The following is a 26,028-nucleotide window of genomic DNA, read 5'->3' as shown; positions in this document are numbered from 1 at the left end:
TGGTCTACTCCACTCTAGCGAGGTCAGGCACGCCTAACCACGTGCGCATTGGCGCGGGAGAAAATTTGCACCCGTTTGTGGGGTACGTTCCGGCAAACGGTAGAGTGGGGAGTCCCGCGACGAGGAATTGAGGTGCCATGTTCTATTGGTTTATGAAGAATCTGGTTGCCGGTCCCATCTTGAAGACCGTCTTCCGTCCGTGGGTTTCCGGTCTGGAGAACGTCCCGCGCAAGGGTGGCGTCATTCTGGCTAGCAATCATCTGTCGTTCATCGACTCGGTGTTCTTGCCGCTCATCATGGACCGCCGCATCTTCTTTCTCGCCAAGAGTGACTATTTCACTGGCCGAGGCATCAAGGGCTGGCTCTCGCGTGCCTTCTTCAATGGCACGGGCATGTTGCCGATCGACCGTTCCGGCGGAAAAGCATCAGAAGCATCCTTGAACACGGGCTTAGCCGTGTTGGCTCGCGGAGAGGTGCTCGGCATCTATCCCGAGGGAACGCGCAGCCCCGACGGAAAAATGTATCGCGGCCGCACCGGCGTCGCACGCATGATTCTTGAAGGCCACGTGCCTGTTGTTCCCGTCGCCATGATCGACACCGAAAAAGTGATGCCGATCGGCACGAAGATCCCTCGTATGGGCCGCATCGGAATTGTGTTCGGTGAGCCCCTCGACTTCAGCCGTTTCGAAGGGATGGAGGGTGACCGGTTCATCCTTCGTTCGATTACCGACGAGATCATGTATGAACTCAACCGCATCAGCGGTCAAGAGTACGTCGATGTCTACGCAACATCAGTGAAGGATCGCGCCGCTCGCCGGTAGCAGCCGGTCGGTTATGTGGTGCAACACCTCACCGTGGGGCAGTGCCGTAACGGTGACACTCAGCACCCACTTGTGCCGGTAGGCTCGTAGTGGGTCACAAACCCGTTCATTTTCGCAGTAATTGTATGAAGGAAACTCCTCGTGGTCGACCCGTCAGAACCAGTCGTGCTCGCTGATCCCGCCGTGCTTGCGGGGCTAGACAACTGGCGCACCCTCCCCATCAAGCAGCAGCCGCAATGGCCGGATGCCGACGCCGTTGGCGAAGCCTCCAGCAAGATTGCGTCGCTGCCGCCCCTCGTTTTCGCGGGCGAAGTAGATCGTCTGCGTACGCGCCTCGCGCGCGCAGCTCAGGGTGAGGCATTCTTGCTGCAGGGCGGTGACTGCGCCGAGACTTTCGCGGGCGCGACCGCGCAGCAGATTAGTGATCGTGTTAAGACAATTCTGCAGATGGCTGTAGTCCTCACGTATGGCGCTTCGAAGCCCATCGTGAAGATGGGCCGCATGGCTGGCCAGTTTGCTAAGCCTCGCTCGAGTGATTCTGAGACGCGCGGCGACGTGACGTTGCCGGCCTACCGCGGCGACATCGTTAATGGTTACGACTTCACGCCGGAGTCTCGCACTGCTGACCCCGCCCGTCTGGTCGAGGGTTACCACACCGCAGCGTCGACACTGAACCTCATCCGTGCGTTCACGCAGGGTGGATTTGCTGACCTTCGCCAGGTGCACTCGTGGAACAAGGGCTTCGCTGCTAACCCGGCGAATCGCCAGTACGAAAGCCTCGCTAAAGAGATCGACAAGGCTGTGCGCTTCATGGAGGCGGCAGGCGCTGACTTCGACGAGCTCAAGCGCACCGAGTTCTACTCGAGTCACGAGGGTCTCCTCATGGACTACGAGCGTCCGATGACGCGCATTGATTCGCGCACTGGCACGCCGTACAACACGAGCGCCCACTTCTTGTGGATCGGGGAGCGCACGCGCGACCTCGATGGTGCTCACATCGACTACTTCTCGCGACTGCGTAACCCGATCGGCGTCAAGCTCGGTCCGACGACGACGCCCGAGACCATGAAGCAGCTCATCGACAAGCTTGACCCTGAGCGCGAGCCCGGCCGTCTGACCTTCATTACCCGCATGGGTGCTGGCAAGGTTCGCGATGCGCTTCCGCCGCTGCTTGAGGCCATCAAGGAGATGGACGCGACGCCGCTGTGGATCACCGACCCGATGCACGGCAACGGGCTCACCACACCCACTGGCTACAAGACACGTCGCTTTGACGACGTTGTTGATGAGGTTAAGGGCTTCTTTGAGTCGCACCGCGCTGCGGGAACCTACCCCGGCGGTATCCACATTGAGCTCACCGGCGACGATGTCACGGAGTGCCTGGGCGGTTCAGAGCAGATCGATGAGGCTACTCTCGCAACTCGCTACGAGTCGCTGTGTGACCCGCGACTCAACCACATGCAGTCGCTTGAACTCGCTTTCTTGGTAGCCGAGGAGCTTCGCGCTTTCTAGCATCACTGAAAACGCCCGCCATCCCCACACTCTCTCAGGAGAGCGTCACGGGTGGCGGGCGTTTTTCGCGGTGTAGTGAGCCACAGCCCACTTGGTGCAGTGGCGGGAACCGTAGCTAGATCTGCGGACCGTAAACGGTGACTTCAGAGCCGCGCTTGATCGCCTCGCCCGCTGATGGGTCAGTGCCGGAAACTATGGCGAGGCCGGAACCCCAGAACCCCTGCGGCAGGTCGGTCTCGACGTTGACGATGAAGTCGAGTTCCTCGAGCTCTGCGATGGCACCGTTGATTGTCTCTCCAGAAACGTCGGGAACCTGCACGAGGTCAGGGCCCTTCGAGGTGATGAGAGTCGCAGTGTCGCCTTCGCGGAATGTGCGGGGAACACCATCCGCATTCTTTTCGGAGTCGATGGCTACGACGCTGCCTTCTTGGCAATCGCTAAACACTTCGATGCCGGTCTCCGCGTTCAGCCCGACGCCGGCAAGAGTTTGCGTTGCTTCGTCGACGGTAGAGCACGTGACATCGGGCAGTGAGCCTGCGGAGATGACGAGGGTTACGTCTTGAAGCTCACCGTAGTTTTCGGCTCCGAGAATTGATGCAGAGTCTGCACCAAGTACATCAACGACGAGACCGGCGGCGATATCGCTATCGAACTGTTTGATGATGGGCTCTACGAGAGTGAAGGGGGCTGCTTCGATAGCAGCACGCGCTTCTTCTTCCGTCATTCCAGAGAAGTCAGGCACAGCGAGCGGGCGCGGACCTTGCGAGATCAGCAGCTGCACGGGAGAGCCATTCGGCACACTCGCACCCACTTCGGGAGCTGAGTTCGCCACAAGATCGACCGCGACTACGGGGTCGTAGGTTTCGCCAAGTTCATCACTGACAACAAGCCCGAGATCTTCCAAGATTGCTTGGGCTTCTTCCGGCGTTGCATTGCGGATGCTGTCAGGAATCGTCACTTGTGAGCCAGGGCCAGCCCCGAAGTACCAGCCAGCACCGGCTGCACCGCCGACGAGTAGAACGATGAGGATGAGCAGCCACCAGCCGCGTGACTTTCGTTTCGTGGCACGTGTCGACAGGGTGGTGGTGTTCTCGGACACTTGGGTAGGAGCCGGAGCTGCAACCTGCTGAAGTTCTGCGCCGAACACCTGGGTGTCTGCCGTCGAGTTCTGTGGTTCTTCTGCCGGCGCGCTCGGGAGCACCATCGTTCGTTGTACAGCGGTGGATGCCGTGGGCGGCAGGGCGGTCATGAGTGAGCTGTGCGTTTGGTACAGCTGGTCGAGCAGCACGCGTGCGTCTTTGGGGCGGTCGTCCGGCTCGCGCGCGGTAGCCCACAGTACGAGGTCGTCGAGTTCGGCGGGCACCAGGTGGTTGCGTGAACTCGGGCTCGGCACGGCGTCATTGGCGTGCTGGTAAGCGATCTGCATGGGCTGCTCGCCCTTGAAAGGCTGCTCGCCTACGAGCATTTCGTACATCATGATGCCGACGGCGTAGATGTCGCTGCGGGTGTCTGCCAGTCCACGAGTCACGAGTTCGGGGGAGAGATACGCGATTGTGCCGAGTAGCGAGGCGCCGGTGGCGGTGTTGGCGCTAGCGGCGCGCGCTAGTCCGAAGTCAGCAATCTTGATGCGGCCGTCGTCGGCGAGCAAGACGTTCTCTGGTTTGAGGTCGCGGTGAACGATGCCAGCTTTGTGGGCGGCGGCGAGGCCGGCGAGCACGGCTTCCATAATGTCGAGCGTCTGCTCGGTAGTGAGGATGCGGTGTTCCAGCAGCAGATCGCGCAGCGTGATGCCAGGCAGGTATTCCATCACCAAGTAGGCCATATCGCTGTCTTGACCTTGATCGAAGACGTTGACGACGTTGGGGTGGGCTAGCCGCGCTGAGGATCGAGCCTCTTGCACGAAGCGTTCCTTGAACTTGCTGTCGTCAGCAAGGTGACCGTGCATGACCTTGATGGCGACTTTGCGCTCGAGACGCTGGTCAGTAGCAAGGTACACGGTTGCCATACCGCCGCGCGCGATCCGCGAACGAATCTGATACCGACCGTCGAGCAGACGGCCGATCATCGGATCAGTAGAGTTCGCATTCACCTTCAGAGTCTAAAGTTCTGAGCTTCGAGAGTGCCGCTAGACACGGCTGTTCTGGCTCTTAGCCGAGCTGTTCTAGCCAAGATCGGGCGGAAGTCTCCCATTTTGCGTAGGCATCCGGGTGAGCTGAGATCTGCACGGCCTGTGCCGCTTTCGTTACGCTCATGTTCTGCCAGCCTGAGATCTCCAGCAATCCGCGCGTGATTCCCTTATTTGGGTTGCTCGGTCCGCCGTAAAAAAGTTTCGCAGCATAGGAAGGTGTCGTGAGTTGGCTGACAGTTCCCCAGCCTGAGCTTGGGCGCTGCTGGAAGAGACCAACGGAGTCGCGATCGCCCCAGGTGAGGTTGCGTAGGCTCGACTCTTGCATCGCAGTCGCGAGGGCAATAGTGATGCCATAGTCGGAAACGCCAAGATCGCGACCGACTTGAATGATGACTTCTGCGTTCGCCCGCATCTCGGAGTTGAGGTAGGTGACACTTCCACCTGTGCTGGCCGGCACAGAACTCGATGACGGAATCGTCAGTTTGTCGCCGATAAAGATAACGGTTGACGATGACAGGCCGTTTGCGTCGAGTAGCGCTTGAGTCGAGATGCCGACGCGTGATGCGATCGACGATACGGTGTCGCCAGAAACAACGAGGTAGGTGCTTCCTTCGACGGGGGCCGTTTCGGCTACCGGTGCTGGCTCTGGTTCAACTACCGGCGCCGGCGCTTCAACCACAACTTCGACTGGAGCCTCTGCGGCATCCTCTGCGGCATCCTCGCTCTCTGCCGAAGAAGCGCTGTCGCTCGGGGCGTCGTCCTCATCCGCAGTGAAATCGTATTCTTCGGTTTCTTGCGTGGGAGAGCTCAAGTTCCCGGGAATAATCAGCAATTGACCCGGGTAGATGATGCTCGACCAGCCGAGGCCATTTGCCGACATCACCGAGATCGTCGAGACGCCAAACTTGTGCGAGATGCCGCTGATCGTGTCACCAGCGACGATTGTGTACTGACCATTGGTGGTCTTGACGTGGTTCACGCTGGGAACGGTGTTGACGACATCCTTGGTCAGCTTGAGTTCCTGGCCGGGAAAGATCATTGACGACCAGCTCAACCCATTCAGCGCCAGAACGGATGCGGTAGAGAGGCCATAGCGAGAAGCGATGTCGCTGACGGTGTCGCCTTCGGCAACGCGGTAGCTCGCCGGAGCGGGCCCGATGATCGTTGTCGAAGCCTCGCTGATCGTGGGAGTCGTCACACGAGAAGGCTTAGTGGCACGTTCAGTGGAGAGCCGGGGGTCATCAGGCGTCTTGGCGTTGACCGGTTCGACGGGCCCGGTGAGGTTGAAGGTCGCAGCGGCAAGGGACCCAACCAAGAGAACAGGAACCGTGTTCATGACGCTGCGGTTCATGCGGGAGCGCTGCTGGGCGATCCGTCGAGCGCGATCAGGCGTGTCGACTGCGTGTGCGGGCACTAGCCCCGCAAAAACGGTCGCAGCAATGTTGTCTGTGTCGTCCATCATGAAGTGTGTCATAGCGTTCTTCCTGCTCCCGGCCCCGAGAAGGTACATGCGATCACTGAGATCACCGGCTCAACGCTGTCACAGAAGCTTATTAGTGTCAACCATTGTGGCTGGTGTTGCCAATGTGACTGGTGTTACCTAAGTTGCTAGTGAATATTCTGGGTATGCCGTGCGAACTGTCAGGTTTAACTCCAGTGTCGTGGCAGTCTTAAGGTGTGACTGAATCACCCACCATCAACTGGCTTACTGTTCCAGACCTCACCGAGCTTCTCGGGCTCAAGGTGAGCCAAGTGCGTCGCCTCATTGAAGAAGGCGCTCTCCTCGCGAGCAAAATCGATGGAGTGTGGCAGGTTCCCGACGTGTTCATCGTCGACGGAGCGCCGCTGCGCGAGCTCAGGGGAACCGTTGTCGTGCTTTCTGACGCGGGCTTCTCGCTCGATGAGTCAATGAACTGGTTGCTTTCGAGCGAGCCGAGTTTGGGTGTAGCGCCGGTTGAAGCACTCCGGGCTGGACGTAAGGCCGAAGTCCGCCGCGTCGCTCAGGCCCTCGGCTTCTAAGATCTCGTAGCGCGCCAGATCACTAGCTGCACGGTGCGCTTGCGCACCAGCGCTCTAGAACGATCTTGTGGTCGCCGCTTCGGCCAGCTCGAGTAGGCGTGCGCGCGCTGTCGGTGCAAGGTCCGCGTTCTCGATTGCCTCACACGCACGTTCGAGATTGCGCGAGATCGCCTTCTCAACCTTCGCGACGGCGCCCGACTCTTCGAGCGTCGAACGAATCATGTTCACTTGCTCATCGCTGAGATCGGGGTCACCCAGCAGTTCGTCAAGGATGGCGTTGGCGCTCTTCGAGAGCTTTTCGCGAGCGATTGCGATGATGGCGGTGCGCTTGCCTTCACGAAGATCGTCGCCGGCGGGCTTGCCCGTCACTTCCGGGTCACCGAAAACACCAAGCACGTCGTCGCGCAGCTGGAAAGCAACGCCCAGAGGTAAACCGAAGGCGCGAAGAGTTGCCATTTGTTCGTCAGTGCCGGCGCCCAGGCTGGCGCCAAGCGCAAGAGGGGCCTCAACGCTGTACTTCGCAGACTTGTAGATCAAGACGCGCTGCGCACGGTCAAGGGCTTCTGACTCGGGGTAGCTTGCCCATGCGCTTTCATCATGGATGTCCAAGAACTGTCCGGCCATGACCTCCGTGCGCATCGTCATGAATTCCTTACGCGCGGCCAAAGCCGAAGGGCGGGGGAGTGTCGCGATCCCACGGCCCAAGAGCTCGTCGCTCCAGCCCAGGAGTAGATCACCAAGCAGGAGTGCGGATGACTCTCCATACGCCTCGGCGTTGCCGCTCCATCCGCCGTCGAGGTGCATCTTCTCGAAGCGACGATGGGCTGAAGGCGCACCGCGGCGGGTGTCGGAGCGATCCATGATGTCGTCGTGAACGAGCGCTGCGGCGTGGAAGAGCTCGAGGGCGGAGGCTGACAGCAGTACGCCCGTGAGGTCTTTACTCACGGAGTTCTCAGCAAACGGGTCATCAGACGAGGCGAGCCCGGCGACTGCCTGCCATCCCCAGTAGCAAAAAAGCGCCCGAAAACGCTTGCCGCCAGACAAGAGCGCGCTACCAACGTCGGTGAGGGCGGTCAACTCGGGGGCGATTGCGTCAAGCTCATTGCGCTTCTCGGCGAGAAATTCATCGATTTTCAGCTGGACAAGGTCAACTAACTGGTTACTCTCAGGCACTCGTCTAGCCTACCTAGTGAATGGGGGCGTACTATAGAGACCTAGCCGTAAATCCCAGAGAGAGGGGAACGGAATGCCGCTTTCAGAGCAAGAGCAGCGGGCCCTCGATGAGATGGAGCGCAGCCTCTATCAAAACGACGCCGATTTCGTCAGCGCAGTCAGCCCTCGCAAAGGCAAGCCCAACTATCGAATGATGGTTGTTGGCGTCCTAGTCGGGGTCGCTGGAATCATTGCATTGTTGACAGGCGTGATCATTCAGCAGCCTCTCGTGGGCGTGCTTGGGTTCGTCGTCATGTTCGTTGGTGTTCTGCTTTTCGTGGCGCCTCCTCGTGCTGGAGACGACCACGAAGTACCGGAGCCGTCGTCGGCTTCATCGGGCCGCTCCGCCAAGCGCGGCACGTCATTTATGGACACAATCAACCAGCGTTGGGATCGCCGCCAGGACGGCAATAGCTAACTCCAACCTTCTCCACTTTCAAGGACCAGCCTTCGGGCTGGTCCTTTTTTTGTGCCCAGAACGGGGTTGGAAACGTGAATTAGGTCGATTTTGCTCCATTTTCCTCCACCCCTAATTTCCTTATATTCATTGGCCTCTGTGGATAACTTTTACGCAATGTGCGCGAAAACCTTAGATATGTGGTTGAAAGTGGAGTAAAGTGGAGGCAACCAGAATCCGGGCCGGAGATTGAGGGGAGGGCGCCGTGTTTCTAGGCACCTACGCCCCCAAGCTCGACGACAAGGGCCGCATCATCCTTCCGGCGAAGTTTCGCGAGGAGCTCGCGTCCGGCGTCGTGGTCACTCGTGGCCAAGAACGTTGCCTCTACGTCTTCAGCCAGCGCGAGTTCGAAGTAATGCACGAGGCGATTCGCAAGGCGCCTGTCACGAGCAAGCAGGGGCGCGATTTTTTGCGTCTCTTTCTTTCTGGTGCAAACCAAGAGACGCCTGACAAGCAGCACCGGGTAACGATCCCCGCTGGGCTACGTGAGTACGCCGGATTAGGGCGAGACCTGACTGTGATCGGTGCGGGTAACCGCGCTGAAATCTGGGACACCGAAGCCTGGAACAACTACTACGAGGCCACCGAGGCCGATTTCGTCAACACCACCGAGGAGGTGATTCCGGGACTCTTCTAGCTCTTCGACGCTGACTCCCAGCCGAACGCCCTGATTTTCTTCCCCGATATCAGGTCGAATCGGATGGGGATCAGCATCCAAGAACTAGGCCCTTACGCCATGGCTGACAACACCATCCACACCCCAGTACTCCTTGAGCGCTCGATTGAGTTGCTCGCGCCGGCGCTGAACGCTCCTGGAGCCGTTCTTGTTGACGGCACCCTCGGCATGGCCGGGCACGCGGAGGCTTTCCTGCAGCGTTTCCCGGACCTCACGCTCGTGGGCATCGACAGAGACGAGGACGCTCTTGCTATCGCTAGACGCCGGCTTGAGCCTTTCGCTAGCCGCACGCACTTTGTTCATGCTGTCTACGACGAAATTCCGCAGGCACTCGCTACGTTGGGAATCTCGTCAGTCGAGGGCATCTTCTTCGACCTCGGAGTCTCCTCACTCCAACTCGACCGTGTTGAGCGCGGGTTTTCCTATTCTCAAGACGCTCCGCTAGACATGCGGATGGATGCCTCGACGCCGGTCACGGCCGAGCACATCCTCGCAACGTACAGCGAGCTCGAACTTCGCCGCATCTTTTACGCGTATGGCGACGAGAAGCTAGCGCCGCGTTTCGCCAGCCGCATCGTCCAGTTTCGTGAGCAGCAGCCCTTGACGACATCCGCTCAACTGGTGGAACTGGTCATTGCGGCTACGCCGGCGGCGGCACAGCGTGCGGGACATCCCGCAAAGCGCGTGTTCCAGGCGCTGCGAATCGAAGTCAATCAAGAGCTCTCGGTGCTCGAGCGGGCGATTCCCGCTGCCGTCGACTCGCTCGCCCTCGGCGGACGAATGGTCGTGCTCGCCTATCAGTCGCTGGAAGACCGCATCGTCAAGCGTGAGCTACAGCGCCGCTCCAAGTCCACTGCGCCGGCAGGGCTTCCGGTTGAACTTCCGGAGCACAAGCCCGAGCTCAAACTCCTTGTTCGTGGATCTGAGCAAGCGAGCGAAGCAGAACAAGCCCTTAACCCTCGAGCAAAGCCCGTACGACTGCGAGCAATAGAACGAATGCGAGTCATCTCATGAGCACCAACCTCGCTTATGCGCAGCCACAGCCGCTTTACAAGCCCACGGAACGCCCGTCTCATATTGAGATCGTCACGACGAAGGCACAGCGCAAGGCTCGACCGCGCATGCTCTACGCCGTGGTGACCGTTGGCAGCCTGTTTGTGATCCTTGCGGCGCAGCTCTTGCTCAGCATCGTGGTCACCCAGGGTGCCTACCAGATCGATTCGTTGCAGTACGAGCAGAAGGTGCTGATCCGCACCGAGCAAAGCTTGCTTGAGTCGCTCTCGTTGCAGTCGTCGTCACAGAATCTCGCTGCTCAGGCAGCAGGCTTCGGCATGGTTCCCAACACGACGCCATATTCGCTGAACATCTCGGATGGTTCGGTATTCCGCCTGCCGGGCAGCGCGGATCCCACCGGATGTGGTGGCAACTGTGGCCTTGTCGGCAACACGCTGCTTTCTGATGTTCCGCTCGTGAGTGCGGAAAATGCTGCGGCCGCCGCCGCAGCCAAGACTGCTGCCGCAACGACTGCTGCGAGCACGTCAGGAACTGCTGTTGCGGATTCGGCTACCGCCGCGCCACAGCCTTCCAATAACGCGATTCCGGCACCTGTCACGCGATGATTGAGATGAACCTTCTGGGGGAGACTCGATGAAACCACGCTCAACTCGCGCGCGAGTGGCATTTGTCATCCTCACCATCGTGGTGTTGACGGGTGTCTTCATGGTTCGTCTCGTCGACCTGCAGATCGTGCAGGCAGAAACGCTCAACGCTGAAGCCGATACCAAACGAACCCTGACTCGGGTGACGTACGGAACGCGCGGGGACATCGTTGACACGAAGGGCGCCGTTCTCGCTGACAGTGTCGAACGTTTCGATATCGTCATCTCACCACGGGTGACCCTGTTGCGTGAGAACGCTTCTGTGGTCGTGCTTGAGGACTTGACGAAGATCACGGACATCATTGGGGGAGATCCTGATGAATTGCTCGCCATGATTCTGGACAACCCAGAGTCAGACTTCGAGTACTTGGCGAAGGGCATCACTCTCGAGCAGTATCAGACCGTTGGCGAGCTAGGCATCACGTGGCTCTACTACGAACTGAGTCCAGAGCGCAGTTACCCGAACGGCGAAATCGCCGGCAACCTCGTGGGATTCATCGGTACCGACGGACCGCAGGCCGGCGTCGAGCTGACAGGCGATGAGTGCCTCGCCGGTCAAGACGTTGAAGCGAGTTACGCGCGTGGTGAAGATGGCGTCGCGTTGCCCGGAAGCGCGGTGGAATCGATCGAACCGCAAGACGGTGGCACGCTCGCGCTGTCGATAGACCGAGATCTTCAGTTCTACGTTCAGCAGCGGATGGCGCAGACCGCGGAGTCGCTCGGCGCTACGTGGGCAACGGGTGTCGTGATGCGCGTCAGTGATGCTCACCTTCTTGCCGTCAGCGACTGGCCGACCGTGGACCCCAACAACGTCGACCTCGCTGAGCGTGGCGCCCTGGGCTCGCGAGCATTCAGTACGCCCTATGAGCCCGGTTCGACCGTGAAAGCACTGACTGCTGCCTCTCTGATCGATGCGGGCGTGGCCAACCAGCAAACGCAAGTTGTCTCGCCCTACGCGCTAGAGCTGACCAACGGCGGCGGAACGATCAGCGACTCCTTCTATCACGAAGACCAACAGTTGACTCTCGCGGGAGCACTTGTGGAATCTTCCAATACAGCCATTGCTCAGTACACGGATCTTCTCGATGCCGCGTCTCGACATGATTACCTTCAGAAGTTCGGGCTCGGTGAAGCAACCGGTATCGGCTTCAACGGTGAATCGAGCGGCACTCTTTACGAAGCCAAGGATTGGGACGCGCGTACGAACTACGCCGTTCAATTCGGCCAAGGTCTCAGCACGACATCCATTCAGATGGCGAGCGCGTACCAGGCGCTCGGCAACGATGGTGTTCGACTTCCTCCCGTTCTTGTTGAGGGCTGCACGTGGCCTGACGGCACGGTCACCGATACACCGTCAACTGAAGGCACTCGGGTTATTTCCGAGACGGCTGCTGATCAGACTCTCCAAATGATGGAGATGGTGTACAGCGCTAGTGGTTCGGCTCCGAATCTTCAGATTCCCGGCTATCGGGTCGCCGTAAAGAGTGGAACAGCGCAGGTTGCCGAGAACGGTGCCTATGGCAGCAACGTAGTGATTTCCTATGCGGGGCTCGCCCCAGCAGATGACCCTGAGTACATAGTGATCGCGACAGCCGGGATCCCGGATAGCATATATTCCGGAGCCATTGCCTCGACTTTCCGCGACATCATGGCCCAAACGCTCACCACCTACCGTGTTACCCCGTCAAACACTTCGGGACCGGATCTGCCGCTGCGTTGGTGAGCTTCCCCCGCGTCACCTACCCCTGGAGCACATCACGTGATCGAACTGAGCATTGCCGAGATTGCCACCGCCGTTGGCGGAGAACTCCGTGATGGCAGCGACGGTCAGCAACGCCTCCCCGCGAGCAGCGTGCAAACTGACTCCCGGCTCAGCACTGCAGGCTCCATCTTCTTTGCTCTGCGCGGCGAAAGCACTGATGGTCACCTCTTCGCGGCCACCGCAGTAGCGAATGGCGCAACGCTCGTTGTCGCCGAACGACTACTCGATCTTGACGTTCCGCAGATCATTGTTGCCGACGGGGTAATCGCTCTCCAAGCTCTCGCGCGCGCAGTCGTTGCTTCCGTCCGAAGCAAGGGTCATCTCAAAGTTGTCGCGGTGACCGGTTCCAACGGTAAAACGACGACGAAGAACATGCTGCGCGCGATTCTGGAGCACGAGGGTGAAACTGTTGCGCCTCAGGGCTCGTTCAACAACGATGTCGGTGCGCCCATCACCATGCTCAACGTCACTGATTCCACTCAATTTCTCGTTGTTGAGATGGGAGCAGACGGCCTTGGCGACATCACGCGCCTTCAGTCGATTGTCATGCCCGACGTCGGCATCGTCCTGATGGTGGGTCTGGCCCACATCGGCAAATTCGGGGATGCCGCAGTCACGGCCCGAGCAAAGTCCGAGATGGTCTCCCATCTGCCTTCGTCCGCGACTGCCGTCTTGAACAACGACGACGGTCGCGTCAAAGCTATGGCGCAGCAGACGGAGGCTAACGTCACCCTGTTCGGGCTCGACTCGAGTGCTGAGGTGTGGGCTGACGACATTCAGGCTACGGTCCACGGAACCGCGTTTGAGTTGCACGTCGGAGGCGCGACGATTCCCGTGCAGTTGCGTATCCTCGGCGAACACCATGTCACGAACGCTCTGGCGGCGATTTCGGCAGCACGCGCTCTGGGCATCGATCCCGCGCGCGCGGTCGCGGCGCTCGAATCCATCGAGCGCGCCGAACGTTGGCGGATGGAGCTGTTGGAGGCTCCCGGCGGCATCACCGTCATCAATGATGCCTACAATGCGAGCCCTGACTCGATGGCGGCTGCACTCAAGACGCTTGTTCAGATCGTTGGACCCGAAAATCGCTCCGTTGCGGTGCTGGGTGAGCTTGCTGAGCTCGGCGACTATGCGAACGACGAGCATGACCGTATCGGTCGGCTGATCGTGCGATTGAACGTGCAGAAGCTCATTGTGGTCGGGCACGAAGCGCGCCACATCCACAATGCAGCGGGTCTTGAAGGTTCGTGGGATGGAGAGTCGGTCCTCGTGGATAGCGTCGAAGAGGCATACGCTGTGCTGCGTGAAGAACTGCGAGAGGGCGACGTCGTGCTAGTGAAATCGTCGAACTCTGCTGGCTTGCGGCACCTGGGTGACCGGATCGCCGGGGTGACCGCATGATCGCGCTTCTCGTTGCAGCGGGCTTCTCCCTTTTCTTCACGCTGCTGCTCACGCCGCTTTTCATCAAGCTCTTTGTGCGCCTCAAGTGGGGCCAATTCATTCGTGACGACGGTCCCGAGAGCCATCACACCAAGCGTGGCACCCCGACAATGGGCGGAATCGTCTTCATTCTGGGCGCGACGATCGGTTATTTCGTCGGACACTGGGTCGCCAGCGAGGACGTGACACTGTCGGGCCTCCTGGTTATTTACCTCATGGTTGGCCTTGGCATCATCGGCTTTATCGATGACTTCATGAAGACTCGCAAGCAGCGCAGTCTCGGCCTTGGCGGTTGGTCGAAGGTCGCTGGGCAGGTCATCGTCGCCGCAGGTTTTGCTGCTCTCGCTCTCAACTTCCCCGATCCTGGCGGACTCACACCAGCATCATCGATGATCTCGGGACTTCGCGACATCAGCTGGCTCGACCTCGCCACTTTTGGTGTGGTTACCGGCGCGATTCTCTTTGCGATTTGGGTGACTCTCATCATCGTCAGCACGTCTAACGGTGTGAATGTGGCCGACGGTCTTGACGGTCTCGCGACCGGCTCAGCGATCTTCGCGATCGCGTCGTACATTGTCATCGGTTTCTGGCAGAACAATCAGTCGTGCAGCAACCCCACCATTGATCGCGAAGTGCTGTACAAGTGCTACGAAGTCCGCGACCCGCTCGACCTCGCGATCATCGCTGCCGCGATCGTTGGTGCTCTCATCGGCTTCCTCTGGTGGAACACGTCACCGGCACAGGTCTTCATGGGCGACACCGGTTCACTTGGCCTTGGTGGCGCGCTTGCTGCTCTCGCAATCATGAGCCGCACCGAGCTGCTGCTCATCCTGATCGGTGGACTCTTCCTTATCGTCACCGGTTCCGTGATTCTGCAACGGGCTTACTTCAAGATCACCGGCGGTAGGCGTATTTTCCTCATGAGCCCGCTGCATCATCACTTCGAGCTCAAAGGCTGGGCAGAAGTCACTGTTGTGGTGCGTTTCTGGCTTATTGCGGCGCTCTTCGTCGCGGCCGGCGTCGGAACCTTCTATCTCGAATGGATCAATCAGTAGTCGTGCGCGATCTCACCTCACTCACCAGCTGGAACTCGGCCTGGAGCGAACTGAGCGTCGCGGTCCTCGGGCTGGGTGCAACCGGCTTCTCGGCGGCTGACACCCTCACCGAACTCAAGGCTCGCGTGCTGGTGGTCGCAGACGCCGCATCCGCGAACCGCGTTGAAATGACGCAGGTCATCGGTGCCGAGCTGGCACTTGGCGGAAGCGCCGACGAACAACTGGCCGCGCTCACCGCTCACGCCCCGGACGTCGTCATCGTGTCACCTGGCTATCCGCTCGATCACGTTCTCGTGGAGTGGTGCCGCACAAACGCTGTGCCGATGTGGACCGAAATTGAGCTCGCTTGGCGTCTGCGCGACAAAACAGGCACGCCTGCCGAATGGATCGCCATCACAGGCACCAACGGCAAAACGACCACGGCTCAGCTGACCGCCCACATTCTGACAACGGCAGGCTTCCGAGCTGGTGCAGTCGGCAATATTGGGATCCCGGTACTTGACGCTATTCGTTACCCCGATGGCTTTGACTTTCTCGTCGTTGAGCTCTCGAGTTTTCAACTTCATGGGATGCCGCGAGAGGGCGCTGGTGCGATCTCACCGCTCGCCAGTGTCTGTCTCAATTTTGCCGACGACCACCTCGATTGGCACGGTTCTCGCGACGCGTATGCGCACGCGAAAGCGACTGTGTACGCCAACACGAAGATTGCCGCTGTTTACAATCGTGCGGTGCCCGAGACGCTCGCCATGGTCGAAAATGCTGAAGTGGTCGAGGGATGCCGGGCGATCGGTTTTGGACTCGATACGCCGGGTCCCAGCGATTTCGGGATTGTGAGCGACTTGCTCGCTGACCGCGCGTTCGGCGATGACCGCCACAACGCTGCCCTCGAACTTTTCACGCTTGATGAGCTGCGCCAGCGCAACCTTGCGGCGCCTCACATGGTCGCCAATATTCTCGCGGCGAGTGCACTCACTCGAGCCGCTGGCGTAAGCATCGACGCAGTGCGTGAGGGAGTAGCTAGTTTCGAAATTGATGGCCACCGTAATCAGGTTGTGCTCGTCAGCGGGGGAGTGACGTGGATCAACGATTCCAAGGCCACTAATTCGCACGCCGCGAGTGCATCGCTTTCCGCGGCCGACCCTGTGGTGTGGATTCTGGGCGGCCTCCTCAAGGGCATTGATGTCGCACCGTTGATCGCAAAACATGCACCGAGGCTCAAGGCAGCAATTGTCATTGGTAACGACAGGCTGGCAATACAGGCCGCATTCCAGCGACACGCGCCCCAGATTCCGGTCTTCGAGGTTGACTCGACTGACACTGATCACGTGATGCCCCGTGCTGTCGAGATGGCGCACGGAATCGCTGCCGAAGGCGACACCGTCTTGTTGGCGCCAGCGGCAGCATCCATGGATCAATTCACGAGTTACGCAGATCGCGGAGACAAGTTCGCAGCAGCAGTGCTCGAACGAGTAGGAGGGAACGACGATGACGCCTCCTCAGCGACCACACCGACCCCAGCGGCCGAGTAGCGGGCCGACCAACGGGCCGAAAGCCTCGCAACCTGACGCCGCATCCGCGGACGCATCTCCGAAGCAGCAGGAGCCTGTCGCGGCTCGCGTGCCGGTCAAACGCATTTTCTCGGGAGAATCGAGCAACTTTTTCCTGCTCTTGGGAACAACGCTCTTCCTCGTAATCTTTGGGCTCGTGATGGTGCTCTCATCGTCATCGGTGGAGTCCTACGCCGCCGATCAAGGATTCTTCGGCAGCTTCTTGCGTCAGGGGTTGTTCGCTCTTTTGGGCATCCCGCTGATGCTCATTGCGTCACGCGCGCCGACAAGATTCTGGAAGCGGTGGGCGTTCCCTGGGCTTGTGCTTGGCGCGGTCTTGCAGCTTCTCGTCTTCGTCCCCGGTATCGGTTTGGAGTACGGAGGTAACCGAAACTGGATTCAAATCGGATCGTTCAGCGCACAACCGTCTGAGTTCGTGAAGGTCGCCGTGATCATCTGGGTGGCCTGGGTGCTCTCGACCAAGCAAGACGTGCTGAGTGAGTGGCGTCAGGTAGTGCTGCCTGTTGTGCCGGTTGCCGGCGCCGCTATCGGGTTCGTGCTTATCGGTAATGACTTGGGAACAGCATCCATCATGCTTCTCATCGTCTTCGCGTGCCTTTTCTTCGCCGGTGTGCGGCTGAAGTTCCTGTCGATCGGTGTCCTTGCCGTTGTTGTCGGGGCGCTGCTGTTCGCCACCACTAGTAGTTCTCGTACCTCGCGCATTGATATCTGGTTGAACGGATGCACCGAGCTCGACTATCAGGATTCGTGCTGGCAAATCGATCACGCGAATTGGGCTCTCGCCGGCGGCGGTCTCTTTGGCCGCGGGCTTGGCAACTCGGTTGCCAAGCGCGGATGGCTGCCTCACGCCGACAACGACTATATTTTCGCGATCATCGGCGAGGAACTCGGGCTTATTGGCGCGATCGTCGTTCTGCTGTTGTTCGTCGTGTTGGCAGTTGCCTTTATCCGCATCATCCGCACCACCAACGACAGCTTCGTTCGCATCGCGACCGCGGGCGTTATGGTGTGGACGGTCGGCCAGGCGTTCGTGAATTTTGCGGTGGTGCTGGGAGTTCTTCCCGTTCTTGGAGTTCCGTTGCCCTTGATATCCACGGGTGGCTCTGCGCTCATCGCGACGCTGCTGGCTATCGGAATTGTGCTGTCGTTCGCGAGGTCTGACCACAAGGCGGCCTCCGCTGCGCCTCGGCCTTCGGGGCCGGCGAGTGCTCCTACGGCGGCCCCGAGTGCCGCGACCCCCGCTGCTGCTCCTGCTCAAACTGCAGCCGACCGTTCCCGCATGCTGGCGGCTAATCGAGCACGAGGACGCCGATGACTACTTACCTCCTTGCCGGTGGGGGTACCGCCGGCCACGTTAATCCTTTGCTCGCAGTAGCCGAACGGATTCGCCTGCGCGAACCCGACTCTGAGGTGTTGATTCTGGGCACGAAGGAGGGGCTAGAGGCCCGCTTGGTCCCGGCCCGCGGCTTTGAGCTTCTCACGATCGCGAAGCTTCCGTTTCCGCGTCGGCCAAACCGCGCTGCACTAAAGTTTCCGGCTCGGCTGCGCGCCACTATTGACGAGGTCGTCTCGATCATTGCCGAGCGCGGCGTGGATGTGGTCGTCGGGTTCGGCGGCTACGTTGCGGCACCGGCCTACTTGGGTGCGCGCAAGGCGGGGGTTCCCCTCGTCATCCATGAGGCCAATAGCCGCCCGGGCATCGCGAACCGTCTCGGCTCTTTCTTTACGAAGTTTGTGGGCACAGCCTTCGACCGCACTCCGATTCGTGGCGGCGTAGTCGTCGGTATGCCCTTGCGTGCCGAAATTGAGAACCTCGACCGCTTTGCGGCGCGCACCGAGGCGGATGCCTTTTTCGGCCTTGATCCCAAGAAGCCAACCCTCCTGGTGACGGGTGGTTCCTCGGGAGCGAAACGCATCAACGACACTATTTCCGCGTCGATCACGCGCATTTTGGGCGCGGGCTGGCAAGTGCTTCACATTACGGGGGAGTACCGAGACGCTGTCGATGATCAGCAACTCCCCGGCTACATCGTGGTCAAATACTGCGACCGCATGGAGCTCGCCCTCGCGGCGGCCGATCTTGCGATTGCGCGGGCGGGCACATCAACTGTCGCCGAACTCACCGGGCTCGGCGTCCCCGCGATTTACGTTCCGTACCCTGTCGGCAATGGCGAGCAGAAATACAACGCTCGTACAGCAGTAGAGGCCGGAGCCGCAGTGCTCGTCACGGATTCCCGATTCGTGCCCCAATGGGTCAGTTCCGAACTCGTTCCGATGCTGCGCAAACGTGCCCTTATTGCGGACATGGCTGCCCGCGCCTCGAGCGTTGGTTCCCTCGACGGAACCGACCGGATGCTTGAACTCGTCGATCTGGCCCTCGGCCGCGATCTACCATTGACATCATGATCTTTCCCGACTTGTCTATGCCGTTGCCCGGACCATTGCGTTCGGCGCACTTCGTTGGTGTCGGTGGCGCGGGTATGAGCGGCATCGCCCAGATGTTTTTGGATGCCGGAATTACGGTCACCGGTTCTGACAAGGCCGCGAACGCAAACACCGCATCGCTGAACGCAGCGGGTGCAACGATCTCGATCGGCCACGACGCCGCTCACCTCGGTGAAGCGGAAGCGCTGGTGTACACGGGCGCGCTCTGGCCCGATAACCCCGAGTACCTCGCTGCGCTTGAGCGTGGCATTCCTGTACTCCACCGCTCTCAAGCTCTCGCGTGGCTCGTGGGCTCGACTCGTCTGGTTGCCGTCGCGGGCGCCCACGGCAAGACAACGTCGACAGGAATGATCATCACCGCGCTGCGCGAACTGGGCACGTCTCCGAGCTTTGTGAACGGCGGCGTAATTCAGGGCTTGGGCACTAGTTCGGGCTCAGGAACCGATGATTTGTTTGTGGTCGAAGCAGATGAGTCTGATGGCTCCTTTTTGCTCTATTCCACCGCTGTCGCCCTGATCACCAACGTCGATGCGGATCACCTCGACCACTACGGCTCCCACGAGGCCTTCGATGACGCTTTCGTAGAGTTTGCGTCGCGGGCTACTGAAGCCGTCGTCGTTTCCAGCGATGATGCTGGCGCAATTCGGGTGACCAAACGACTCACGCACGACAACGTGGTGACGTTTGGTGAAGCGGATGACGCGACCGTGCGCATCCATTCCGTCACGTCTCTCGGGCCCGTGGCATTCACCGTCGTTGTCGACGGTCGCGAAGAGCGGGTGCAACTCGCTGTTCCTGGGCACCACAACGCTCTCAACGCTGCAGGCGCGATTGCGGTACTGATCGGGCTTGGTCACGAACTGGGAGCCGCCATTGATTCGGTTTCCACTTTTGCGGGCACGCAGCGCCGTTTCGAGCTGCATGCTGTCGTCGACGGAGTGAGCGTGTACGACGACTACGCTCATCACCCCACCGAGGTCGAAGCAGCACTCAGCGGCGCCCGCAGTGTGTTGGGCAACGGCCGGCTGATCGCTGTGCACCAACCGCATCTCTTTAGTCGCACCCGCGACATGGCACCTGAATTTGCCGAGGTTTACGAACGCTTGGCAGACCACACCGTTGTTCTCGGAGTGTTCGGTGCGCGTGAGGACCCGATTCCTGGTGTCACCGGAGAACTCGTCTCGTCTGGTTTCGTTGATCCTTCGCGGGTTGATTACCAGCCCGACTGGGAGTTGGCGGCGCAACGTGTCGCTGAGATTGCTCAGGAGGGTGACATCGTCATGACCCTGAGCTGTGGTGATGTTTATCGCATCATCCCGCAGCTTGTCGCAGCGATCGATCGTTATCCCGTTGTCGAGGCATCCGAGACGGTCGCAGATCAGGTGCCGAGTGAAGAGGCCTGAAGGGTTCGATAAGTCTGCTGCCCAGCCGGATCCGCCTCCGGCTAAGTCTCGCCGAAAGCGTTCGCCGCAGCCGGCGAAAGACGCCACATCCGCACGCACGCCGAAGCCCGGGCCATCCGTAGCGAAGCCGGAAGCGAAGCCCACAGCGGCGCCGAAGCCCGCGGCCGACCCGCGTCCGCGCCCCACAAAGCAGCGCAGAGAACCCAATCCTGAAGTTCACGCGAAGCGACAGCTTCGTCGTGCTGCGCGGGCTCGCAAGCGTGCAGAAAAAGCGGAGCTTCGCCGGTTTACGCGTCGCGCACGCACGCGTAAGTTTGTGTGGCTCTCGGTTTCTGGGCTCGTCGCCGTGTTGCTCGCCCTCATCGCGGTCGCTGTGTTCTCGCCGATTCTGGCGTTGCGCACGGTAGTTGTTGACGGAACGAACCGCATCGATCCCGCTGAGGTTCAAGCTGCCGTGGAGACCCAACAGGGAACGCCGCTCGCGCTCCTAGACTTTGATGCCATCAACGAAGAACTGTCGGTCTTCCCGTTGATCCGCAGTTATGTCACCGAAATTGTGCCGCCCGATACTTTGCTCGTGCACATTGTTGAACGCGAACCGATTGGGTCAGTGAAGATCAACGGAGTGTTCACGTTGCTCGATCCCGCTGGAATCACCATCCAGGAATCAGCAGAACGGATCCCCGGAGTGCCGCTGATCGATATTGGGGGAGCGGATGTCTCGAGTTCTGCCTTTACCGCGGCGACGGAGGTTTTGTTATCTCTGCCAACGGAGCTTCGAGCGCGGGTCGAAAGCGTTTCTGCGACCACCAAGGATGACGTGTCCTTTGTGTTGACCGGGGTAGGTCAGCGTGTGGTGTGGGGCAGCGCTAGCGATTCGGACGAAAAGGCAGCTTTGCTCGAAGCACTCATCTCTACTCGATCGTCGGATGAAGCGGGCGAGTTCGACGTGTCGGCTCCCAGCAATGGCATTTTCCGTCCCAGCTAGCCCTTCGCGAGCGCTGAGCGTGCGGCAAGGCCGCTAATTGCCAGAACACTTTCCGACACGCGGCCAGTTGTGCATCCGTGTGGGGTGCTGTCCGCATACTCTCAACAAAAGAAATACATACTGAGCATAACTTTAAACCTCAAGTCGAGGTTGATAGTTTCCAGTGGAGGCCGAAAAGTGACATCAAACCAGAACTACCTCGCAGTCATCAAGGTAGTCGGCATCGGTGGCGGTGGCGTGAACGCTGTCAACCGGATGATCGAGCTCGGCCTGCGAGGCGTCGAGTTTATTGCGATCAATACCGACGCCCAGGCGCTGCTCATGAGCGATGCAGACGTCAAGCTCGACGTCGGTCGCGAACTCACGCGCGGACTTGGAGCCGGCGCCGATCCTGAGGTTGGCCGTCGTGCTGCCGAGGATCACGCCGAAGAGATCGAAGAGGCGCTTGCGGGCGCCGACATGGTCTTTGTTACCGCAGGCGAGGGTGGTGGAACGGGCACCGGTGGTGCTCCCGTCGTCGCCCGCATCGCTAAGTCGATCGGCGCGCTCACGATTGGTGTTGTCACGAAGCCGTTCGGTTTCGAGGGCAAGCGTCGTTCGTCTCAGGCAGAGATCGGTGTAGAGACCCTCAAGAACGAGGTCGACACCCTGATCGTCGTTCCCAACGACCGCCTCCTTGAGATCAGCGACCGCGGCATCAGCATGCTCGAAGCATTCTCGACCGCCGATCAGGTTCTGCTTGCTGGCGTTCAAGGCATTACCGACCTCATCACGACCCCGGGTCTGATCAACCTCGACTTCGCCGACGTCAAGTCGGTCATGCAGGGTGCCGGTTCTGCACTGATGGGTATTGGCTCATCACGCGGGGCCGACCGGGCGATAAAAGCAGCAGAACTTGCTGTGGCGTCACCGTTGCTCGAAGCCAGCATTGACGGAGCGCACGGCGTGCTGCTCTCGATTCAGGGCGGATCAAACCTCGGTATCTTCGAAATCAACGATGCCGCTCGTCTGGTTCAAGAAGCCGTTCACCGTGAGGCCAACATCATCTTTGGTGCCGTCATCGACGACACTCTGGGCGACGAGGTTCGCGTCACCGTCATTGCCGCTGGCTTCGACGGGGGAGAGCCCTCGGCTAAGCCTGTTGAGGGTCGCCGCACCAACTACGTTGTTCCCGAGCCCCCGGCCGAGCACATCGCAGCTGACGAGAAGGCTCCGAGCAAGGAAGCCGATTGGAAGTCGCAGCCGAGTGCAGTTCCCGCGACACCGATCGATCGCAGTTTCGATGATGACGACGAGAACGACAACGATCTCGACGTTCCTGACTTCCTGAAGTAGTCGCAATGGTCGACCTGACTCCGTTAGGCGAACGACTCGCAGTGGTCGACGACACGATCGCGGATGCCGCACGCGCGGCATCCCGCGATCTGTCGTCAATCACGCGCATCGTCATCACCAAGTTCCATCCGGCGAGCCTCGTCCGAGAGCTGCACGGATTGGGCGTTCGTGACATTGGCGAGAATCGTCATCAGGAAGCGCAACCGAAGGCGGCCGAGTTGGCTGACCTCGATTTGCGGTGGAACTTTGTCGGTCAGTTGCAAAGCAAGAAAGCACGCCAGGTGCGGGCCTATTGTCAGGCGGTGCACTCCGTAGATCGTGATTCATTGATCACCGCGCTGGCCAACGACGACGCTGACGCTGCGCTTGATGTGTTCGTTCAAGTCAACCTCACCGATGATTCCGGTCGCGGTGGCGTAGTGCCCGTTGAGCTGGAAGCCTTCGCCGACCGCGTCGCTGCCGCGTCAGGGCTGCGGCTGCGCGGCCTCATGGGCGTTGCGCCGCTCGACGGCGACCCAAGGCCTGCCTTCGCCGCTCTGCGGGCGTTGTCCGAGCGCGTGCAGCTGAACCATCCCGAGGCTGCAGCGTTGTCTATGGGCATGTCAGGAGACTTCGCCGAGGCTATTGCCGAAGGCGCGACACACCTACGAATTGGCACGGCAATCACGGGAAAACGACCCGACCATGGTTAATCTCGAAGCAGAAGCTTCACCATTCGGAGGATTATCATGGCCAACCCACTGCGCAAGACAATGGTCTACCTCGGCCTCGCCGATGAGGACTACGAGTACGAGCAGGGACCAGCCACGCCGGCTGCTCCTGTTGCAGCAGCACCCGCACCAGCGAGTTCTAACCGTGCCCCGGTTACTCCGTTGCGTCGCGCTGCACCCAGCACTGCGGAGGCAGAGATGAACGAGATTTTGACGGTGCACCCGCGCCAGTACAAGGATGCTCAGCTCATTGCTGAGAACTTCCGCGAGGGCATCCCCGTGATCATCAACCTGTCGCAGATGAGCGAGCCGGATGCTCGTCGTCTCGTGGACTTCGCCAGCGGACTCTCGCAGGGCCTCTACGGCAAGATCGAGCGCGTCACCAGCAAGGTCTTCTTGCTTTCTCCGGCACACGTTGCCGTGAGCGGCGAACAGGCTGAAGTTGAGTCTGACGTCGACGCTTCCTTCTTCGCTCAGTAGCCGCACTGCACGGCGGGTGATGTGAAGCCCGCTAATCTAGAGGGGTGAATCCCGTTTCTGTTATCGCCCTGGTGGCTTACTACGCCATCACTTTGTTCATGTTCGCGATGTGGGCTCGGTTCATTCTCGATCTCGTCGTCGTCTTCGCTAGAGGATGGCGCCCCAGCGGCATTGGACTGGTTCTTTCTGAGCTTGTGTTCACGATCACTGATCCTCCGATCAAGGCGGTTCGCAAAGTTGTCCCGATGATTCGAATCGGCAACGGAGCACTCGATCTGTCGTGGATGCTGGTCATGCTCGTATGCATCATCCTTACCTCCATTTTGCGGGGCTTTTAGAACTAGCCGCGACAGATGTACTCTTATCGGAGAGCATGCGGCAACTAATCAGGTTTCGTTACTACGATGTGATGCGAACGTTGAACGTTGTGTATACGTTGAAAGAAAGTGTTAGAGGTGGCGGAAATGGCTTTGACTCCAGAAGACGTGGTCAACAAGCGGTTTGAATCAACTAAATTCCGCGAGGGATACGACCAAGATGACGTCGATGACTTCCTCGACGAGGTTGTTGTTGAATTGCGCCGTCTTAACCAAGAGAACGACGAGCTTCGTCAGCGCTTGAGCGCTGCAGAGGCTCGCGCAACTGAACTTCAGCAGAACGCGAGTAGCGCTCCTGCTGCCGCTGCTCCTGCCGCGATTGCCGCTCCGGCGCCCGCTGCAATTGAAAGCGCGCCCGCTCCTGCTGCACCCGCCGCCATCGAGCCGGCGTCGTCGGTTCTCGACGACGCTAGTAGCACCAACAATCTTCTTCAGCTCGCGCGTCGCTTGCACGAAGAGCACGTCCGCGAAGGCGTTCAGAAGCGCGACGCTCTTATCGCTGAGGGTCAGGCATCCGCTGCCGAGATTCTCGCTGAGGGCAAGGCATCTGCCGCCGAAGTTGTGGCTGCAAGCAAGGCAACAGCCGCTGAGCTCGTTGCCGAGGCTGAAGCGCAGCAGCGCGAGCAGATCGGCACTCTCGAACGCGAACGTGAAGCTCTTGAGGGTCGCATCGAGTCCCTTCGCAGCTTCGAGCGTGAGTACCGCGAGAAGCTCAAGAGCTACATCGAAGGCCAGCTTCACGATCTCGATTCTTCGAGCCTCGTCACCGCTGGTGGTTCAGCAGCTCAGCAGGGCCAGGCTCCGGCATCGCAGCCTTCTGGTCACTTGACTCCGGAAGACTTCGCTGCGCCTCAGTCGGCACAGCAGCCTCCCGCCAGCTTCTCCGGATTCTCCGGTAGCTAGTTTTTCTGCAATGGCCGTCAGTCGGTCGGTGAGAGCTTAGGCTCCGCCGCCGCTGGCGGCTTTTGCTGTGTTCGCACCAATCCCAGCCGCGCTGGGGGAGTGCGGCACGTCCGTTTAAACGCATCACTATCAAGGAGCATCATGGAAACCCGAAGCTTGCCGGTTCCTGAGGGCCTTGCGGGGCAGCGCGTCGACGCAGCTCTCGCCAAACTGCTGGGTTTCTCCCGCACCTTCGCCGCTGAGGTAGCGGCGGGCGGCGGAGTGACGATGGATGGTGTTGCCGTCGGTAAGTCTGACCGCCTCGTTGACGGTTCCTGGCTCGAAGTATCGTGGGTTTCCAAGACCGAGCCTCAGATCGTCCCCGTAGTTCTTGACTCTCTTGGCATTATCTACGACGACGAGCACATTGTTGTTGTCGATAAGCCAGCCGGAGTGGCGGCGCACCCTTCAATTGGCTGGGATGGCGTTACGGTACTTGGCGCGCTAGCAGGTGCGGGTTACCGCATTTCGACCTCGGGTGCCGCAGAGCGTGCCGGAGTCGTCCACCGTCTAGATGCTGGAACAAGTGGTCTCATGGTGGTCGCGAAGTCTGAGCTGGCCTACACCGAACTCAAGCGTGCATTTCATGACCGTGAAGTCAGCAAGATCTATCACTCTGTCGTGCAGGGGCACCCCGACCCGCTCGCCGGCACCATCGATGCGCCGATCGGGCGTCATCCGGGCTCCAGCTGGAAATTTGCAGTGGTCTCGGGCGGCAAAGACTCGATTACCCACTACGAAACGTTGGAAGCGTTCCCGTCGGCCGCTCTGGTCGAGGTGCACTTAGAGACCGGGCGCACGCATCAAATCCGTGTTCATATGGCCGCGCAACGGCATCCCTGTGTCGGGGACACCATGTACGGTGCCGACCCCACGATTTCGACGCGGCTGGGACTAACGCGGCAGTGGTTACATGCCCATAAGCTCGGTTTTGCCCATCCCGCAACGGGCGAACAGGTCTCGTTCGAGTCGCCGTATCCGGCTGACCTTCAGGCAGCACTTGAGGTGCTTCGAGCCGACTAGGGCGCGTCAGTTATAGT

The 26,028-nt window shown here is 59.9% G+C and carries 24 protein-coding genes; 21 read left to right on the top strand and 3 right to left on the bottom strand.

The window, feature by feature from the left end:
• Nucleotides 1-137 precede the first annotated feature (137 nt).
• Complete coding sequence (locus I6E51_RS08975; protein ID WP_197105512.1) at nucleotides 138-821, top strand: 1-acyl-sn-glycerol-3-phosphate acyltransferase; 684 nt, start codon at nucleotides 138-140, stop codon at nucleotides 819-821.
• Between the two features lie 141 nt (nucleotides 822-962).
• Entirely contained in the window at nucleotides 963-2,333 is a 1,371-nt protein-coding gene (locus tag I6E51_RS08970; protein WP_307783887.1) for a class II 3-deoxy-7-phosphoheptulonate synthase, read from the top strand.
• A 115-nt stretch (nucleotides 2,334-2,448) separates the two neighbouring features.
• Here the strand turns inward: I6E51_RS08970 and pknB are convergent, their stop codons facing one another.
• Together pknB and I6E51_RS14225 are read right to left on the bottom strand one after the other, a co-directional pair.
• Nucleotides 2,449-4,422, bottom strand: coding sequence for a Stk1 family PASTA domain-containing Ser/Thr kinase (pknB, locus tag I6E51_RS08965; RefSeq protein ID WP_197110009.1), 1,974 nt, complete (start codon nucleotides 4,420-4,422; stop codon nucleotides 2,449-2,451).
• A gap of 58 nt (nucleotides 4,423-4,480) precedes the next feature.
• The gene (locus I6E51_RS14225) at nucleotides 4,481-5,935 is read right to left on the bottom strand and encodes a LysM peptidoglycan-binding domain-containing protein (RefSeq protein ID WP_231599706.1); all 1,455 of its coding nucleotides are present in this window, start codon (nucleotides 5,933-5,935) and stop codon (nucleotides 4,481-4,483) included.
• Nucleotides 5,936-6,138: 203 nt separating this feature from the next.
• Between I6E51_RS14225 and I6E51_RS08955 the strand changes: the two genes are divergently transcribed.
• Nucleotides 6,139-6,480, top strand: coding sequence for an Rv2175c family DNA-binding protein (locus I6E51_RS08955; RefSeq protein WP_197105514.1), 342 nt, complete (start codon nucleotides 6,139-6,141; stop codon nucleotides 6,478-6,480).
• Nucleotides 6,481-6,534: 54 nt separating this feature from the next.
• On the opposite strand, the gene I6E51_RS08950 is transcribed toward I6E51_RS08955, so the two are convergent.
• Nucleotides 6,535-7,653 (bottom strand): polyprenyl synthetase family protein, encoded by a 1,119-nt coding sequence (locus I6E51_RS08950; protein WP_197105515.1) that lies wholly within the window; start codon nucleotides 7,651-7,653, stop codon nucleotides 6,535-6,537.
• A gap of 73 nt (nucleotides 7,654-7,726) precedes the next feature.
• Between I6E51_RS08950 and I6E51_RS08945 the strand changes: the two genes are divergently transcribed.
• The 18 genes from I6E51_RS08945 (at nucleotide 7,727) to I6E51_RS08860 (ending at nucleotide 26,011) form a co-directional block, all read left to right on the top strand.
• On the top strand, nucleotides 7,727-8,110 hold the full coding sequence (locus I6E51_RS08945; RefSeq protein WP_197105516.1) for a DUF3040 domain-containing protein: 384 nt from the start codon (nucleotides 7,727-7,729) through the stop codon (nucleotides 8,108-8,110).
• A gap of 244 nt (nucleotides 8,111-8,354) precedes the next feature.
• Entirely contained in the window at nucleotides 8,355-8,786 is a 432-nt protein-coding gene (mraZ, locus tag I6E51_RS08940) for a division/cell wall cluster transcriptional repressor MraZ (protein ID WP_129071303.1), read from the top strand.
• Between the two features lie 99 nt (nucleotides 8,787-8,885).
• Entirely contained in the window at nucleotides 8,886-9,839 is a 954-nt protein-coding gene (gene rsmH, locus I6E51_RS08935) for a 16S rRNA (cytosine(1402)-N(4))-methyltransferase RsmH (protein WP_197110008.1), read from the top strand.
• Complete coding sequence (locus tag I6E51_RS08930) at nucleotides 9,836-10,444, top strand: hypothetical protein (protein ID WP_197110007.1); 609 nt, start codon at nucleotides 9,836-9,838, stop codon at nucleotides 10,442-10,444. Before rsmH ends, I6E51_RS08930 begins: the two co-directional genes overlap by 4 nt.
• 28 nt (nucleotides 10,445-10,472) lie before the next feature.
• Complete coding sequence (locus I6E51_RS08925; protein ID WP_197110006.1) at nucleotides 10,473-12,206, top strand: penicillin-binding protein 2; 1,734 nt, start codon at nucleotides 10,473-10,475, stop codon at nucleotides 12,204-12,206.
• A gap of 36 nt (nucleotides 12,207-12,242) precedes the next feature.
• A complete protein-coding gene (gene murF, locus I6E51_RS08920; RefSeq protein ID WP_197110005.1) occupies nucleotides 12,243-13,646 on the top strand; it encodes a UDP-N-acetylmuramoyl-tripeptide--D-alanyl-D-alanine ligase in 1,404 nt (467 codons plus the stop codon).
• On the top strand, nucleotides 13,643-14,740 hold the full coding sequence (mraY, locus tag I6E51_RS08915) for a phospho-N-acetylmuramoyl-pentapeptide-transferase (RefSeq protein ID WP_197105521.1): 1,098 nt from the start codon (nucleotides 13,643-13,645) through the stop codon (nucleotides 14,738-14,740). Before murF ends, mraY begins: the two co-directional genes overlap by 4 nt.
• Nucleotides 14,725-16,269, top strand: coding sequence for a UDP-N-acetylmuramoyl-L-alanine--D-glutamate ligase (murD, locus tag I6E51_RS08910; protein ID WP_197110004.1), 1,545 nt, complete (start codon nucleotides 14,725-14,727; stop codon nucleotides 16,267-16,269). Before mraY ends, murD begins: the two co-directional genes overlap by 16 nt.
• Nucleotides 16,226-17,623, top strand: coding sequence for a putative lipid II flippase FtsW (ftsW, locus tag I6E51_RS08905; protein ID WP_197105523.1), 1,398 nt, complete (start codon nucleotides 16,226-16,228; stop codon nucleotides 17,621-17,623). The genes murD and ftsW overlap by 44 nt, the downstream gene beginning before the upstream one ends.
• A complete protein-coding gene (locus I6E51_RS08900) occupies nucleotides 17,620-18,714 on the top strand; it encodes a glycosyltransferase (RefSeq protein WP_197110003.1) in 1,095 nt (364 codons plus the stop codon). Before ftsW ends, I6E51_RS08900 begins: the two co-directional genes overlap by 4 nt.
• Nucleotides 18,711-20,156 carry a UDP-N-acetylmuramate--L-alanine ligase gene (murC, locus tag I6E51_RS08895; RefSeq protein WP_197110002.1) on the top strand — a complete coding sequence of 482 codons (1,446 nt, stop codon included), beginning with the start codon at nucleotides 18,711-18,713 and terminating at the stop codon, nucleotides 20,154-20,156. The genes I6E51_RS08900 and murC overlap by 4 nt, the downstream gene beginning before the upstream one ends.
• On the top strand, nucleotides 20,143-21,144 hold the full coding sequence (locus tag I6E51_RS08890; RefSeq protein ID WP_307783885.1) for an FtsQ-type POTRA domain-containing protein: 1,002 nt from the start codon (nucleotides 20,143-20,145) through the stop codon (nucleotides 21,142-21,144). Before murC ends, I6E51_RS08890 begins: the two co-directional genes overlap by 14 nt.
• Nucleotides 21,145-21,321: 177 nt before the next feature.
• On the top strand, nucleotides 21,322-22,479 hold the full coding sequence (ftsZ, locus tag I6E51_RS08885; protein ID WP_197105527.1) for a cell division protein FtsZ: 1,158 nt from the start codon (nucleotides 21,322-21,324) through the stop codon (nucleotides 22,477-22,479).
• A gap of 5 nt (nucleotides 22,480-22,484) precedes the next feature.
• Entirely contained in the window at nucleotides 22,485-23,171 is a 687-nt protein-coding gene (locus tag I6E51_RS08880) for a YggS family pyridoxal phosphate-dependent enzyme (protein ID WP_197110000.1), read from the top strand.
• A 36-nt stretch (nucleotides 23,172-23,207) separates the two neighbouring features.
• Complete coding sequence (locus I6E51_RS08875; RefSeq protein WP_197109999.1) at nucleotides 23,208-23,669, top strand: cell division protein SepF; 462 nt, start codon at nucleotides 23,208-23,210, stop codon at nucleotides 23,667-23,669.
• A 44-nt stretch (nucleotides 23,670-23,713) separates the two neighbouring features.
• Nucleotides 23,714-24,007: a YggT family protein gene (locus tag I6E51_RS08870; protein ID WP_197105530.1), complete on the top strand. Its 294-nt coding sequence runs from the start codon at nucleotides 23,714-23,716 to the stop codon at nucleotides 24,005-24,007.
• Nucleotides 24,008-24,133: 126 nt separating this feature from the next.
• Nucleotides 24,134-24,949 carry a DivIVA domain-containing protein gene (locus I6E51_RS08865; protein ID WP_197105531.1) on the top strand — a complete coding sequence of 272 codons (816 nt, stop codon included), beginning with the start codon at nucleotides 24,134-24,136 and terminating at the stop codon, nucleotides 24,947-24,949.
• Between the two features lie 141 nt (nucleotides 24,950-25,090).
• A complete protein-coding gene (locus I6E51_RS08860) occupies nucleotides 25,091-26,011 on the top strand; it encodes an RluA family pseudouridine synthase (RefSeq protein ID WP_197105532.1) in 921 nt (306 codons plus the stop codon).
• Nucleotides 26,012-26,028 lie beyond the last annotated feature (17 nt).

It is taken from the genome of Salinibacterium sp. NSLL17, from assembly GCF_015864935.1.
GTDB lineage: Bacteria > Actinomycetota > Actinomycetes > Actinomycetales > Microbacteriaceae > Rhodoglobus.
This window is presented reverse-complemented; position numbering and strand designations above follow the sequence as displayed.

Bases quoted from the DNA above. Each gene is read 5' to 3' on its own strand.
- I6E51_RS08975 (WP_197105512.1), top strand. From the start codon at position 138: ATGTTCTATTGGTTTATGAAGAATCTGGTTGCCGGTCCCATCTTGAAG.
- I6E51_RS14225 (WP_231599706.1), bottom strand. From the start codon at position 5,935: ATGACACACTTCATGATGGACGACACAGACAACATTGCTGCGACCGTT.
- I6E51_RS08945 (WP_197105516.1), top strand. From the start codon at position 7,727: ATGCCGCTTTCAGAGCAAGAGCAGCGGGCCCTCGATGAGATGGAGCGC.
- rsmH (WP_197110008.1), top strand. From the start codon at position 8,886: ATGGCTGACAACACCATCCACACCCCAGTACTCCTTGAGCGCTCGATT.
- I6E51_RS08930 (WP_197110007.1), top strand. From the start codon at position 9,836: ATGAGCACCAACCTCGCTTATGCGCAGCCACAGCCGCTTTACAAGCCC.
- I6E51_RS08925 (WP_197110006.1), top strand. From the start codon at position 10,473: ATGAAACCACGCTCAACTCGCGCGCGAGTGGCATTTGTCATCCTCACC.
- mraY (WP_197105521.1), top strand. From the start codon at position 13,643: ATGATCGCGCTTCTCGTTGCAGCGGGCTTCTCCCTTTTCTTCACGCTG.
- murD (WP_197110004.1), top strand. From the start codon at position 14,725: ATGGATCAATCAGTAGTCGTGCGCGATCTCACCTCACTCACCAGCTGG.
- ftsW (WP_197105523.1), top strand. From the start codon at position 16,226: ATGACGCCTCCTCAGCGACCACACCGACCCCAGCGGCCGAGTAGCGGG.
- I6E51_RS08900 (WP_197110003.1), top strand. From the start codon at position 17,620: ATGACTACTTACCTCCTTGCCGGTGGGGGTACCGCCGGCCACGTTAAT.
- murC (WP_197110002.1), top strand. From the start codon at position 18,711: ATGATCTTTCCCGACTTGTCTATGCCGTTGCCCGGACCATTGCGTTCG.
- I6E51_RS08880 (WP_197110000.1), top strand. From the start codon at position 22,485: ATGGTCGACCTGACTCCGTTAGGCGAACGACTCGCAGTGGTCGACGAC.
- I6E51_RS08875 (WP_197109999.1), top strand. From the start codon at position 23,208: ATGGCCAACCCACTGCGCAAGACAATGGTCTACCTCGGCCTCGCCGAT.
- I6E51_RS08865 (WP_197105531.1), top strand. From the start codon at position 24,134: ATGGCTTTGACTCCAGAAGACGTGGTCAACAAGCGGTTTGAATCAACT.
- I6E51_RS08860 (WP_197105532.1), top strand. From the start codon at position 25,091: ATGGAAACCCGAAGCTTGCCGGTTCCTGAGGGCCTTGCGGGGCAGCGC.